This is a genomic window from Ferrovibrio sp. (assembly GCF_965278975.1).
GTDB lineage: Bacteria > Pseudomonadota > Alphaproteobacteria > Ferrovibrionales > Ferrovibrionaceae > Ferrovibrio.
Window position 1 is genome coordinate 302,087 of record NZ_OZ257126.1, and the last position, 13,142, is coordinate 315,228.

Genomic DNA, 13,142 nt, shown 5'->3' on the forward strand with positions numbered 1-13,142 from the left:
CTCAAGCGGTGCCGCCGGCGCTCTCAAGCGAGCGGCGCAGACGGTCCATGGTGGCATCCAATCGCACCAGCAAGCCGGCCTCGAAAGCCTTGGCCTCGGCCTGGGCGGCACGCGCGGCGTCAAGTTCAGCACGCAGGGCAGCGGCATCGCTACCATCGGCAGCCACGGCCTGAACCGGGATGATCTGTTCGGCGGCCAGGCGCAGTTGCTCCTGCGCCGCCAGGGCTGCCGAAAGCCGGTTCTGCAAATCCTCGCGCTCGCGCTTCAGGCTGACATTCTCGCGCTCCAGCGCGGCCAGCATTTCGCTATTGTCTGCGGCGGGCAGGGCAGGCATTTCCGCTTGCGCACCCGCTTCCGCTTCAGTCCCCGCTTCAGCTTCAGCCTGATGCACGGCCAGTTCTTCGCGCAGCGCATCCACCAGGGCGGCGCGCTCGCGCAACGAATCCGCCTCCACGCGGGTCGCCTGCAATGCCTCGCGGGTCTGGCGCAATTCCAGGGTCGCCTGGCCATGCTGCTCTGCCAGGGCACGATAGGCCACGGCGCGGTTGGCAAGCGCGGCATCCAGCCGCCGCAATGCCTTTTCCAAAGCAGCCGAAGCCGCCGCCACACCGGTTTCCATGATCGTCAATTGCTTTATGATGTTGTCGCGATTTGCTGAGAGGCAGGATAAGCGTCGCCTCCCCTCAGCGTCAACCGAACCACCGGCCCGCACCGCTCTCACGCCAAGTTATCCACAGCCCCATGCTTGAAGCCCTGCCGATCCTGCACGACCCCTGGTTCTATGTTGCCGCGATGCCGGCGGTGATCATCATCGGCCTGAGCAAGGGCGGCTTCGGCCCCGGCACCAGCATGCTGGCATTGCCGCTGATGAGCCTCACCATTCCGCCGCTGCAGGCCGCCGCCATCACGCTGCCGGTGCTCTGCGTCATGGACCTGGCCGGGCTATGGGGGTTCCGCAAGCATTGGGACCGCGCCAACATGAAGATCATCCTGCCCGGCGCCCTGCTCGGCATCCTGATCGGTACCCTGACCGCCGACTGGGTGAGCAATCGCGGCGTGCAGGTGATCATCGGCATCGTCGCCATCGCCTTCGTGCTCGACAAACTGCTGCGCAAGGGCAGCCCGGCCCCGGCCCCGCGTGATGTGAAAAAGGGCGTGTTCTGGAGCATCATTTCCGGCTTCACCAGCTTCATCGCACATGCCGGCGGGCCGCCGTTGTCGGTCTATCTGGTGCCGCAGCGCCTGGACAAGACCCTCTTCGTCGGCACCACGGTGCTGTATTTCACCATCCTCAATTATGTGAAGCTGGTGCCCTATGCCTGGCTCGGGCAGTTCAGCGCCGAGAATCTCGGCACGGCAGCGATCCTGGCGCCGGTCGCGGTCGGCGGCGTCTATCTCGGCATGTATCTGCACAAGTTCCTGAACGACGCCACCTTCTACCACATCATCTACAGCATAACCTTCCTCTGCGGCCTGAAATTACTGGCCGATGGTTTCGGGATATGAGGGGTTTCGGTTTCTAGAAAAGACCCGCCGGACGAGTGATATGGGGATAGGCTGTCCGGGCGGGTGGCAGTGGATCAATCTGCCGAGTTCATAGGGGCGCAAATGGTGTCAGCGCCAGCAACAGTAGGATCAGCCAGGCCACTGGACGCCAGGGAAGTGTGGCCATTCGATGTGCCGGTCGGCTGCGTTGCCTGGTGTTCATGCACTCTCTCCCATTGCCTTGCCTTCAAGCCATGAGTGCGGCCTGTGGGGCGATGGTTCCCGGCAGGCAACAGTTTTCATTCAGACAGGGTTGGCGGGCCACGGGGAATCCCCCCATACTCGCGGGGAAACCTATGCGGGGATGGTTGGGGGACGGCGTGCTCGATCCGAGAGCCAATGAGGTGGCACAGCTAAGGGCGCGGGTATTCCGTTTCATCCTCAAAGCCATCGGCCATGCCGGCGATGCGGAAGACCTGACCCAGCGCGTGATCCTGGTCGCACTTGAGAATCTGAAGAATTTCCGCCAGGACGCGGCGCTGTCCACCTGGGTGATCGGCATTGCCTTCAACATGGTGCGCAGCCACCGCCGCACAGCCGCCGGCAACCGGCGCTTCGTCGGCGAGGATGCCCTGGAGGCGGTGCCGTCGAACGACCCGCCGATTGCCGAGCATTATGTGGTGCGCGACGAATTGCAGCGCCTGAACCGTGCCATCGCCACCCTGCCGGAAGAATTCCGCGAGGCCATCCTGTTGGTTTCCCTGGAGGAATTGAGCTACGAGCAGGCCGCCGAAATCCTCGGCGTGCCGATCGGGACGATCCGCAGCCGGGTTTTCCGCGCCCGGCAATTGCTGCGGGCGGCGCTGGTGTGAAAAAATGTCGCGGCAGCGGGAACTATCCTGCTGCTGCCGACACTCAAGTCTACGGGTTAATGCCGGCCGCGCCATGAATGGCGGGGCGGGTGCCGGTTTTGAAGGAGAAATACGGGCGTGTTCGAGGAACGGCTCGGCCGATATATCGATGGCGATCTCAGCCGGCAGGAGCGCATAGAGCTTCTGGCCGAACTGGCGGCGCATCCTGAAAAGCTGCCCGAGGCCGGGGCCATGGCGGCGCTGGAAGCCGACCTGGGCGACTTGGCGCGCATGAGCGATGCCGTGGCGCTGCCCGCCAGCCTCGCCGTGCCCTTGGCGGCGCCACAGCCGGCAAGCCTGACCACCCGGATCAGCGCCCTGCTCGACTGGCTGCGGCAGCCGCCGCAATTGCGCGCTGCGCTTGGCGGCCTGGTAGGGGCCGCCATCACCGCGGCGGTAACCCTGGCGGTGGTGCAGCATAATATCGACCATACCCAGCCGCGCCTGCAGGTGGTGGCGGTGCATTTCCATGCCGCCGCCGATGCCATGGACTGGACCCATGATTACCGTCTCAAGCCGGGCGAGAAGCTCAACCTCGACGTCAAGGTCGACAACAAGGACCCGGTGCATCTGCGCATCGAAAGCCGCGAGGAACTGGCCGCCTCGCTGACCCATCTGCGCCAGGGCCGCCGCGACCTGACCCATCATCTCGATCGTGGCAAAATCCGCTATGCCACGCTGCACGAGCCAGCCAGGGGCGACCAGCTTTCCGTGACCAACCGGGGCAAGGCCGAGATCGATCTGCGCCTGCAGGCGCCGGCCAAGGACAGCTTCCATGCCGCCGTGGTGCTGGCCGATCCCGGCAGCAAAACCGTTTTAGCCCTGCACAAACACGATTGATGCCAGCGGCGGTTGCCCGCCTGCCCGGTAGAGATTAGTTTCAGCCCGCTGTTCAAGGGGTGCTGAAACGCTGTGGGGAGTGATACCCGTGACCACCATCTACGACCGTGATCTCGACAAGAACCCGGCCAATTACGAGCCGCTGTCGCCCTTGAGCTTCCTGCGCCGCACGGCGGAAGTCTTTCCGCAGCGCCTGGCCGTGGTGCATGGCGCCTGGCGCTATGATTATGCCACGCTCTATGTCCGCTGCCGCCGCCTGGCTTCGGCCCTGGCGCGGCGCGGCATCCGCCGCGGCGACACCGTGGCACTGATCGCACCGAACACGCCGGCGCATCTGGAAGCACATTTCGGCGTGCCGGCTACCGGCGCTGTACTGAACCCGATCAACACCCGCCTGGATCCGGCGGCCATCGCCTTCATCCTCGATCACGGCGAAGCCAAGGTGCTGCTGGTCGACCGCGAATTCGCCGCCGTGGCCGAGCAGGCCCTGGCGCTCGCCAAGACGCGGCCCTATGTGATCGATATCGATGACGCCGCCGTCACCAGCGGCGAGCGCATCGGCAGCATCGAATACGAGGATTTCCTCAAGCTCGGCGATTACGAATATCCCTGGCAGGGCCCGCTGGATGAGTGGGATGCCATCGCGCTTGGCTACACCTCCGGCACCACCGGCAATCCGAAGGGCGTGGTGACGCATCATCGCGGCGCCTACCTGAATGCCATGGGCAATGCCGTGACCTGGAATCTGCCGAAGCATCCGGTCTATCTCTGGACCCTGCCGATGTTCCATTGCGACGGCTGGTGCTTCCCCTGGACCATCACCATGCTGGCCGGTGTGCATGTCTGCCTGCGCAGGGTGGAGCCGGCAGCCGTGTTCGCCAGCTTCGCCGATCTGGGCGTGACGCATTTCTGCGGCGCCCCGACCGTGCTGAGCATGCTGATCAACGCGCCGGCCGAGGTGCGCGCCAGGCTGAAGCCGGGCGTGAAATGCATGACCGCCGGCGCCGCGCCGCCGGCCGCTGTGATCGCCGCCATGGAGGAAATGGGCTTCGACATCACCCATGTCTACGGCCTCACCGAGGTCTATGGCCCCGCCGTGGTCTGCGACTGGCATGAGGAATGGGACAAGCTGGAATTGCCGGAACGCGCCAAGCTGAAGGCGCGCCAGGGCGTGCGCTACCATGTGGAGGAAGACGTGGCGGTGCTGGACCCGCAGAGCATGCAGCGCGTGCCCGCCGATGGCGAGACCATGGGCGAGATCATGTTCCGCGGCAATATCGTGATGAAAGGCTACCTGAAGAACCCGAAGGCGACGCAAGAGGCTTTCGCCGGCGGCTGGTTCCACTCCGGCGATCTCGGCGTGGCCTATCCCGGCGGCTACATGCAGATCAAGGACCGCTCGAAGGACATCATCATTTCCGGCGGCGAGAATATCTCGACGCTGGAAGTGGAAGGCGTGCTCTACATGCACCCTGACGTGATGGAAGCCGCCGTGGTGGCACGGCCCGACAAGCATTGGGGCGAGACGCCCTGCGCCTTCGTTACCCTGAAGCAGGGCGGCACGGCCACGGCAGACGACATCATCGCCTTCTGCCGCGAGCATCTGGCGCGCTTCAAGGTGCCCAAGACCGTGGTGTTCAGCGACTTGCCGAAAACCTCGACCGGCAAGATTCAGAAGTTTGAGCTGCGCGAAAAAGCCAAGAACCTCGGCTGAGGCCAGGCCCTGCTTTCCATCGCAGCAAAACAAACCTCACCCCTGGCGCCGGAGCAATCCGGCGCCAGTGTCGTTTCAGGTGAGATGTGGCAGATTAATCCAGCCGCGCTTACTGCTTGAGGCGTTCAATCGCCTCCTTCAGCTTGAGCTTCTCGCGCTTCAGCTGGGTAACGCGGATGGGGTCGGGGAGCGGACGGTGCGTTTCGTCGTCGATCACGGCCTGCAGATGGGCATGCTTTTCGACGAGGTTTTCAATATGGGCTTCAGTAGCCATCGCTATCCTCCTCCGTTCTCCGGACCAGGGATGATCCGGGAGCGCGATGACCGGCGCGGTGGCTTGCGCTACCGCAGTGGCATGCGCTTGATAGTCATGTAAGCACTGCCCCCTCGCTTTGTCAGCCCCTTTCAAGCATTATCTTATGGATATGACGCGCCGCAAAAATCATACGCAACCACCAGCGCCAATCCCGGCGCGGGTTTCGCGCCCCAAAGTGGCAAAACGCCTGATCGTCGGCATCAGCGGCGCTTCGGGCGTGATCTATGGCATCCGTTTGCTGGAATCGCTCAAAGATTCAGAGATCGAAACCCACCTCGTCGTTACCCGCGCTGCGGAAATGACCATCGCCTATGAAACAACGTATACGGCGAAAGACGTCAAAGTCCTGGCCGACAAGGTCTATCCGCTCGAAGATGTTGGCGCGGCGATTGCGTCGGGCTCATTCCAGACGCTGGGCATGGTGGTGGCGCCCTGCTCGATGAAAACGCTGGCCGAGATCGCCACCGGCGTCACCGGCAACCTGCTGACCCGCGCCGCCGATGTGGTGCTGAAGGAACGCCGCCGCCTGGTGCTGGTGCCGCGTGAAACACCGCTGCATCTCGGGCATCTGCGCAACATGGTGAGCGTGACCGAGATCGGCGCCATCGTGGCGCCGCCGCTACCGGCCTTCTATGCCGAACCGAAAACGCTGGATGATCTGATCGACCACAGCGTCGGCCGCGTGCTGGACCTTTTCGGCATCGAGTCCGGCCTGGTGCGGCGCTGGCAGGGCAGCCCGCTCAAGAAACGCTAGACGCCGGCCTCTAGAAACCAGATGCCGCCAGCAGCGCCTCAGCCGCCGGATGGGCAGGCTGCGCCAGCGTTGCCATATAGGCTGCAAGATGCGCCGCCGCCGCATCCGGTTTCGGCAGGTCCCCGGCGGCAGGCGCCGGGGTCAGTTCGGCAAGCCGTATCTGCACCAGTTCCTCCAGCCGCAATTCCAGCGCCTTGGCCTGCTGGTAGAGGTCTGCTTGGTAGAGGTCTGGGGCAACCGGCGCCGTGCCTGCCAGCCCCTTCAGCCGCCGCCGCGCCACCCGGAAAGGCCGCAGCACCTCGTTCACCGGGGCGATCGCCGCCGCCAGGGTGGCAATCTCGGCCTCCCCCCAGGGCGCCAGCCCCTGTTCGGCACGCCAGAAGCCCAGCAGCAGCAGGTTGACGTCCGCCCCGGCCTCGTCCTGCAATTTCAGGCAGGAATCCGCCACCCCGGGCCGGCCATAAAGCGCCAGGGAAAACCGCCAGAATGCCGTGCCGGGAGCTGTCATTCCGTGCTAGAATAGCCGCCCCGCGCGTTCCGTGAACAGGCGTAGACCGAAGACATGAATTTTCCCGGCTCCCTCGATTTTGAAGCCCTGCAGCGCCAGTTGGCCGATCTGATGTCGGAGCATCGCGATCTCGACGACGCCATCAACTCGCTGGCCGGCCAGGCGCATATCAACCAGCTCCAGATTCAGCGCATGAAGAAGAAGAAGTTGGCGCTGAAGGACCAGATCATCAAGCTGGAAAGCCTGCTGCTGCCCGACATCATCGCCTGACACGCAATCCCGTCACTCTCGCGCCAGCCCTTCGGGCCTGTGCGCCCACGAACGCCTTTAGCGTTCGCGCGCTTACAGAGAGTCCCATTATTCGGCAGGAATAAATGGGATACCCGCTTTCGCGGGTATGACTCAGGGGAATAGCCGTCACTTCGGCGCGATGCTCAAGTCTGCCGGCGGCAGATGGTGCGGCCTGAACTTGTTCACCACATGCTCGGCGGGATAGCCTACGGCGATGCCGCAGAGCAGCTTGTAATCAGCCGGCACATCGAAGAACGGCGTCACCGCGTCAGGCCAGGTGGCGAGCGCCGCCTGGGCGCAGGTGCCGAGGCCCTCATCCAGTGCCGCCAGCATCACCGACTGCATATAGGCGCCGGCATCGAGCGCGGCATAGGCATCCAGCGCGCCATGGGCATAGATGAACAGGCCCACCGGGGCGTCGAAGAAATGGAAATTGCGCCGCATCTGCTGCGCGCGTGCCGCCATATCCTGGCGCTCGATGCCGAGCGCGCCATAAAGGCCAAAGCCGCAGGCAACACGGCGCGGCTGCAATTCGGCGGGATACTTGTCCGGCACATGATATTCGCGACCCCGGCCATGCTCCACTTCGCCATCGAAGCGGGCGCAGAGCGCGGCGGCGATGCGGTCGCGCAGTTCGCCTTGCGCCACCGCCACACGATAAGGCTGCGTGTTGCTCCAGCTCGGCGCCTCGGAACCAGCCGCCAGCAGCCGCTGCAGCACATCGGCCGGCACCGGGTCCGGCTTGAAGGCACGGATGCTGCTGCGCTGCTGCAGGTAATCGATGATCTTCTTCGTCATCTCGGGGATTTTCCTCTCTTGGACTTAACGGGGGAACAGGCGGTCGAGATGGCGCGCGGCACCATCGGCAAGCAGGTCGCGGTCGAGCCGGTAGGGATCGCCGAAGAACAGGTCCGCCGCCTGCCTGTCAGTGATGTAGCGGCCAAGCTGGTTCAGGGAAGGCTGCGGATCGAACATGCCTTCGAAATAGAGCAGCCGCTTTTCATCTTCAGTGCCACGCAGCAGGCGGCTGTAATAGCTGTATTGCAGGTTGCCCTGGCGCGGCGCTTTCGGCCCCGGCACCAGGATCCACAGCTTCGCCCAATCCGCCTCGCCGAGCCGGGCGCGCAGCCGCGCGGTCTCGGCATGCATCAGATCAAGCTGCAAGGCAGCGGCGGCATCGGCATTGGCCAGCAAATCCGGCCCGATGCCGCGCGCGAACGAGCGCAGATCAGCCGGCTCCAGCCGCCGGCTCTGCAACAGCGTGTCCATGTAGCGCAGGGCATAATCCGCAATCGCCTGCTGGCGCGGCAACTGCTCGGCCGGGAAACCAAGCTGGCCCAGGCGCTCACGCAGCGCCGCTACCTTGTCGCGATAGGTCTGCAATGCCGGCAACCAACCGGGTTCCTGCTGGTTCAGCCAGGGCGCCAGGATCAGTTCGACGGCAAAGGGGATATGCGCCATCGCCTTGTAGCGGGTATAGAGCGGCGGCGTGATATCGGCGCTCCATTCCCGCACACCGCGGCGATAGAGTTCGAGCTGGCTGCCGCCAACGATCAGTACCGGCTCGGCACCGGCCTCCATCTGCTTCCGTGTCGCTTCATAGGCGCTGCGGAAATCGCGGTTCAATGCCAGCAGTTGCTGCACCGCCGCCGCATCCTCCTGCGCCCGCGATGAGGGTGCCGCAATGAGCAACGGGAGTACCAAGGCCAGTACGCGGATCATGGTCAATGTCATGCGCCCCTCCTCTTATCCGACAGATCAATTCAGCCCAGTGGCCGCTTCATGCCAAAGCCTTCAATGCTGCCAGCGCCGCCTCACGGCCCGAAGCCCAGGCGCCCGGCAACTGACTGACCCATTCCGGCGGCGCCACATGTTCGCCGGCAAAGAATACACGGCCCAAAGGCTGCGCCAGGGCGCGCCGCGCCGCCACCGCGCCGGGCCGTGCCACCGAATGGCTGCCCAGGCTGTAGGGATCGGCGCCCCAGCGCGACGCCATGCCATCGACGAAATTGCCATCAATCTGCGGCCCCAGCAGCTTGGTCAGGCGCTGCCGCGCTGCTTCGATCATCGTTGCCTCGCCCGCCCGCACCAGATCGCGCGCATAGGCACCGCCCACACTGGCCAGCACCACCGGCTGGCCCAGGGCATTGAGACGGAACTGCATTGCCTGGCGCGCCACATCAATGTCAGCCCCCGGGCCGGGGCCGAAAAGCTGCGTGCTGGGCGCGGCCTCGAAACTGCCGGGCTTGTAACGCAGGGCGATGCGCTCGATGGCGCCGATCTGCAACCGGCCCAGCGCCTCGCGCCGCGGTCCGGGCCATTCCGGCCGAAAACTCACCCCATTGGTGGCCAGCACGGCCAGCGGCAATGCCACGATGCAGGCGCGCGCCTCCAGGCTGCCGCCGGCATGGCCGACCGTGACGCCGCGCTCGCTCCATTCGATGGCATGCACCGGCTTCTCCAGATAGATCGGCAGGCCGGCACCGAGGCTTGCGACCCAGGCGCCAAGCCCGCCCGGCAGCCAGAGATCGTTGCCGGTGCCGGTGAGGCGCGGCGCATCCAGCGCCGAAACCTGCGCGAATTCGATCCCGACATGCAGCGGCCCGGCCAGTGCGCGGGCGGCATCGGCCCAGCGTGTTTCCATCACCGGCACCAGCGCCGCCAGGGCGCGGTCCTGCCGCGCGGTCTTGGCATCGTTCAAGGCATCGTCGATGCGGTCGAGCGCGGCGCCGAGCGCGTCATAATCGCCGGATGCGGCTTCATGGCCCGGTTCATAGAGCCAGAAATCGCCATCCTCGATCTGGTTGGCGATGCGGGCCTCGCGGATCAGCGGCACCAGCGGATTGAGTTCCAGCGAACGCAGATGCAAAGCGCCAAGATCGACCGGCAGGCCGAAACGCTGTGTATCAGTGTAAGCCCGGCCACCGATGCGGCTGCGGGCTTCCAGCACGGCGACGGAAATACCGCGCGTGCTCAGCAGCCGCGCCGCCGCCAGACCGGCGATGCCGGCGCCCAGCACCGCCACATCCACCTTGGCCGGCACGGCCTGGGCGCGTGCCGCCAGCGGCAGCAAACCACTGCCAAGGGCAAGCGCCAGAAGCCGGCGCCGCGTGAGGTATGGCCGGGAAGCGCGCCGCATCCCGGTCCAGCTCACAAACTTGAGCGATAGGAATGTGCGCGGTAGACGCCGAGAATCTTGAGCTGGCGCGAGAAAAAGCCGAGCTCGTCCAGCGCCAGCTGCACGTTCTTGGTGGCGGGATGGCCCTCGATCTCGCAGTAGAATTCCGCGACGCGGAAGCCATCGGTCATGTAGCTTTCCAGCTTCACGACATTGACGCCGTTGGTGGCGAAGCCGCCAAGCGCCTTGTACAGCGCGGCCGGCACCGAGCGCACCTTGAACATCAGGCTGGTGAGACATTCATCAGCCCGCGCCGGATCGGGATCAAGGCGCTGGCGCTCCAGCTTCACAAAACGCGTGGTGTTGGTGTCGTTATCCTCGATATCCGGGCGCAGCACCTGCAGGCCATAGAGTTCGCCGGCAATGGTGGAAGCGACGGCGGCTTCCGCCGGATCGTTGCGTTCCGCCACATCCTTGGCCGAACCAGCGGTATCGGTGGAGACAATGGCATCAAGACCCAGTTCGCGGATCACGCCCCGGCATTGCGACAGGGCCTGCACATGGCTGTAGACGCGGCGCACGGTCTTGAGGCTGGCGCCCTTGGGTGCCAGCAACTGGTGCCGCACGCGCAGGAAATGCTCCGCCGTGATGTAAAGCCCGCCTTCCGGCAGCAGATGATGAATATCGGCAACGCGGCCGGCGGTGGAATTCTCGATCGGGATCAGGCCGCAGGTGGCGCGGCCCTCGCGCACGGCGGCGAAGGCATCCTCGAAGGTGGCGCAGGGCAGCGGCACCAGATCAGGCAGGGCTTCGCGGCAGGCGAGATGCGAATAGGCACCGGCAGCGCCCTGGAAAGCCACAACGCGGGCCGGATCGGTGGTGGGCGTGGCAAGAGTTGCGACCGGAGACATGCCTGGGCCTTATGTTTTTTCTTTATTTCGCCATCACTTGGCGGATGCGATCAAGGTCGGCGGGAGTATCGACGCCGAGCGGCAGGGTGTCAACGACGGCTGCCGCGATCCGCATGCCATTCTCAAGTGCACGCAGTTGTTCCAATTTCTCGCGGCGCTCGAGCGGCGACGGCTTCAGCGTGACGAAACGCGCCAGCGCCTCGCGGCGATAGGCATAGATGCCGATATGGTGCCACAGCGGCCCCTCGCCCGAAGGCACCGGGCGGCGGCTGAAATACAGCGCCGGGCCAATGCTCTGGCCGGGCTCCAGGCTCAGCACCGCCTTCACCACATTGGGATCATCGATCTCATGGCGTTCGACAATCGGCGTGGCCAGCGTGGCAATCGCAATCGAGGCATCGGCCAGCGGCGCCAGGGCGGCGCGCACCACCTTGGGATCGATGGCCGGCAGGTCGCCCTGCAGGTTGATCACCGCGTCATGCTCACCCTTGGGGTCCAGCCGGGTCAGCGCCTCGAAGATGCGGTCGGAGCCGGAGGGATGCGCCGGATCGGTCATCACCGCCTCGCCGCCCGCCGCCCGCACCGCATCGGCAATCGCCTGATCGCCGCAGGCTACGGCGACGCGGCCGAATCCGGCCTCGCGCGCCCGGTCCAGGCAATGCACGATCATCGGCTTGCCATGAATATCGGCCAATGGCTTGTCCGGCAGCCGGGTGGAGGCCAGGCGCGACGGGATGAGCACGATGGGATTTTGAGGCAGGGCGGATTGGGGCATGAGTTTCAAAGGCTTGCGAATCGCGGGGGATGCGGCACTTCGCCGCAGGATGGGGCCGCCGCCGGCCCGTCCCGCCGGCTTTATACGGGTTGCGGATGGCCGGGGGAAGCCGGTAATCTGCGGCCAATTTCCGGCCCTCCCGGTGAATGGGGAGCGCCGCAGCCCTATGGAGTTGCTGAATGGATAGTTTCGAGCTGAATAAGATCGCCGGCGCCGCCCTCGCCTGCCTGCTGGTGATCACCGGTTTGAACCAGATCGGCAACATGGTGATCCATCCCAAGAAGCTGGCCGAGCAGGCCTACAAGATCGACGTGCCGGATCAGCCGCCCGCCGGTGGCGCCGCCACCCCGGCCGCCGCCGAGCCGGAACAGCCGGTCGGCCCGCTGCTCGCCGCCGCCAGCGTTGAAGCCGGTCAGAAATCCGCCGCCAAGTGCGCTGCCTGCCACAGCTTCGACAAGGGCGGCCCGAACAAGGTCGGCCCGAACCTCTACGGCATCGTCGGCGCTTCCAAGGGCCATATCGCCAGCTTCGCCTATTCCGACGGCCTGAAGAAGACCGGCGGCGAGTGGAGCACCGAGAGCCTGTTCAAGTTCATCGGCAACCCGAAGGCCTATGCCCCGGGCACCAAGATGGCCTTTGCCGGCATCAAGAGCGCCAAGGAGCGCGCCGACCTGATCGCCTATCTGAACGCCCAGTCGGATAGCCCGAAGCCGCTGCAGTAATTCAAGCCCGGTGCAGACCTGCTCCGTTGAGCTGATCCGTTTCGCCGATCACCTGGCCGATCTGGCCGGGGAAGCCATCCGCCCGCATTTCCGCCAGCGCAGCATGGCGGTGGAGCGCAAGGCCGATGCCTCGCCGGTGACCGTGGCCGACCGCGGCGCCGAGGCGGCGATGCGCCAGGCCATCGAGCAGGCTTTTCCCGAACACGGCATCTATGGCGAGGAATACGGCCATGCCCGCCCGGAGGCGCCATGGCAATGGATTCTCGATCCGATCGATGGCACCAAGAGCTTCGTTACCGGCCTGCCGATCTTCGGCACCCTGATCGCGCTCACCTATGAAGGCCAGCCGCTGCTTGGCGTGATCGACCAGCCGATCATGCGCGACCGCTGGATCGGCGCCAACGGCCATGGCACCACCTATAACGGCACGGCGACCAGGGCCAATACCGGCACCGCGCTGGCCGATGCGGCTTTGCTCACCACCTATGTGGATGGCTTCACCGACAGCGAAGCCGCCGCCTTCACCAAATTGCGCAAATCCTGCCGGCTGAACCGCATGAGCGGCGACTGCATCGCCTATGCACTGATCAGTTCCGGCTTCGCCGATATCGTGCTGGACGGCAAGGTGCAGCCCTATGACTACGCCGCCCTGATCCCGGTGATCGAAGGCGCCGGTGGCATCGTTACCGACTGGGAAGGCCGCCGCCTCGACACCCGGAACCCGGCCCGTGTGCTGGCCGCCGCCAATGCCGGCCTTCACGATGCCGCGAAGGCCATACTCGCGGGCGCCTGAAGCC

16 protein-coding genes are annotated in these 13,142 nt (G+C 65.2%); 8 read left to right on the forward strand and 8 right to left on the reverse strand.

The genetic code is table 11. The features are described from left to right. Position 1: 1 nt before the first annotated feature. The gene (locus ACQY7X_RS01440; RefSeq protein ID WP_428248059.1) at positions 2-619 is read right to left on the reverse strand and encodes a hypothetical protein; all 618 of its coding nucleotides are present in this window, start codon (positions 617-619) and stop codon (positions 2-4) included. 122 nt (positions 620-741) lie between these two features. Here ACQY7X_RS01440 and ACQY7X_RS01445 point away from each other — a divergent pair, with 122 nt between their 5' ends. The 4 genes from ACQY7X_RS01445 to ACQY7X_RS01460 all read left to right on the forward strand — a co-directional run bounded on the left by ACQY7X_RS01445 (position 742) and on the right by ACQY7X_RS01460 (position 4,950). Next, positions 742-1,506: a sulfite exporter TauE/SafE family protein gene (locus ACQY7X_RS01445; protein ID WP_428248060.1), complete on the forward strand. Its 765-nt coding sequence runs from the start codon at positions 742-744 to the stop codon at positions 1,504-1,506. Positions 1,507-1,865: 359 nt separating this feature from the next. Next, positions 1,866-2,357, forward strand: a complete 492-nt coding sequence (locus ACQY7X_RS01450; RefSeq protein ID WP_428248061.1) for an RNA polymerase sigma factor — start codon at positions 1,866-1,868, stop codon at positions 2,355-2,357. Positions 2,358-2,474: 117 nt separating this feature from the next. Then, positions 2,475-3,236, forward strand: a complete 762-nt coding sequence (locus ACQY7X_RS01455) for an anti-sigma factor family protein (RefSeq protein WP_428248062.1) — start codon at positions 2,475-2,477, stop codon at positions 3,234-3,236. Positions 3,237-3,324: 88 nt separating this feature from the next. Beyond that, positions 3,325-4,950 carry an acyl-CoA synthetase gene (locus ACQY7X_RS01460; RefSeq protein ID WP_428248063.1) on the forward strand — a complete coding sequence of 542 codons (1,626 nt, stop codon included), beginning with the start codon at positions 3,325-3,327 and terminating at the stop codon, positions 4,948-4,950. Between the two features lie 109 nt (positions 4,951-5,059). On the opposite strand, the gene ACQY7X_RS01465 is transcribed toward ACQY7X_RS01460, so the two are convergent. Next, on the reverse strand, positions 5,060-5,224 hold the full coding sequence (locus ACQY7X_RS01465; protein ID WP_428248064.1) for a YdcH family protein: 165 nt from the start codon (positions 5,222-5,224) through the stop codon (positions 5,060-5,062). A 217-nt stretch (positions 5,225-5,441) separates the two neighbouring features. Between ACQY7X_RS01465 and ACQY7X_RS01470 the strand changes: the two genes are divergently transcribed. Next, positions 5,442-6,020 (forward strand): UbiX family flavin prenyltransferase, encoded by a 579-nt coding sequence (locus tag ACQY7X_RS01470; RefSeq protein ID WP_428248065.1) that lies wholly within the window; start codon positions 5,442-5,444, stop codon positions 6,018-6,020. Between the two features lie 10 nt (positions 6,021-6,030). Here the strand turns inward: ACQY7X_RS01470 and ACQY7X_RS01475 are convergent, their stop codons facing one another. Then, complete coding sequence (locus ACQY7X_RS01475; RefSeq protein WP_428248066.1) at positions 6,031-6,528, reverse strand: TIGR02444 family protein; 498 nt, start codon at positions 6,526-6,528, stop codon at positions 6,031-6,033. Positions 6,529-6,582: 54 nt separating this feature from the next. On the opposite strand from ACQY7X_RS01475, the gene ACQY7X_RS01480 reads away from it, so the two are divergent. After that, positions 6,583-6,798 (forward strand): YdcH family protein, encoded by a 216-nt coding sequence (locus ACQY7X_RS01480; protein WP_428248067.1) that lies wholly within the window; start codon positions 6,583-6,585, stop codon positions 6,796-6,798. A 147-nt stretch (positions 6,799-6,945) separates the two neighbouring features. Here ACQY7X_RS01480 and ACQY7X_RS01485 read toward each other — a convergent pair whose 3' ends face one another. The 5 genes from ACQY7X_RS01485 to ACQY7X_RS01505 are packed head-to-tail and all read right to left on the reverse strand — an operon-like array spanning position 6,946 to position 11,623. Beyond that, the gene (locus tag ACQY7X_RS01485) at positions 6,946-7,617 is read right to left on the reverse strand and encodes a nitroreductase (protein ID WP_428248068.1); all 672 of its coding nucleotides are present in this window, start codon (positions 7,615-7,617) and stop codon (positions 6,946-6,948) included. A gap of 24 nt (positions 7,618-7,641) precedes the next feature. After that, entirely contained in the window at positions 7,642-8,553 is a 912-nt protein-coding gene (locus ACQY7X_RS01490) for a hypothetical protein (RefSeq protein ID WP_428248069.1), read from the reverse strand. 46 nt (positions 8,554-8,599) lie between these two features. Next, complete coding sequence (locus tag ACQY7X_RS01495) at positions 8,600-9,958, reverse strand: flavin monoamine oxidase family protein (RefSeq protein WP_428248070.1); 1,359 nt, start codon at positions 9,956-9,958, stop codon at positions 8,600-8,602. Positions 9,959-9,969: 11 nt separating this feature from the next. After that, positions 9,970-10,848: a prephenate dehydratase gene (locus ACQY7X_RS01500; protein WP_428248071.1), complete on the reverse strand. Its 879-nt coding sequence runs from the start codon at positions 10,846-10,848 to the stop codon at positions 9,970-9,972. Between the two features lie 22 nt (positions 10,849-10,870). Continuing rightward, positions 10,871-11,623, reverse strand: coding sequence for a 3-deoxy-manno-octulosonate cytidylyltransferase (locus ACQY7X_RS01505; RefSeq protein WP_428248072.1), 753 nt, complete (start codon positions 11,621-11,623; stop codon positions 10,871-10,873). A gap of 179 nt (positions 11,624-11,802) precedes the next feature. Between ACQY7X_RS01505 and ACQY7X_RS01510 the strand changes: the two genes are divergently transcribed. Then, positions 11,803-12,345 carry a c-type cytochrome gene (locus tag ACQY7X_RS01510; protein ID WP_428248073.1) on the forward strand — a complete coding sequence of 181 codons (543 nt, stop codon included), beginning with the start codon at positions 11,803-11,805 and terminating at the stop codon, positions 12,343-12,345. Positions 12,346-12,355: 10 nt separating this feature from the next. Then, entirely contained in the window at positions 12,356-13,138 is a 783-nt protein-coding gene (gene hisN, locus ACQY7X_RS01515; RefSeq protein ID WP_428248074.1) for a histidinol-phosphatase, read from the forward strand. Positions 13,139-13,142: the final 4 nt, after the last annotated feature.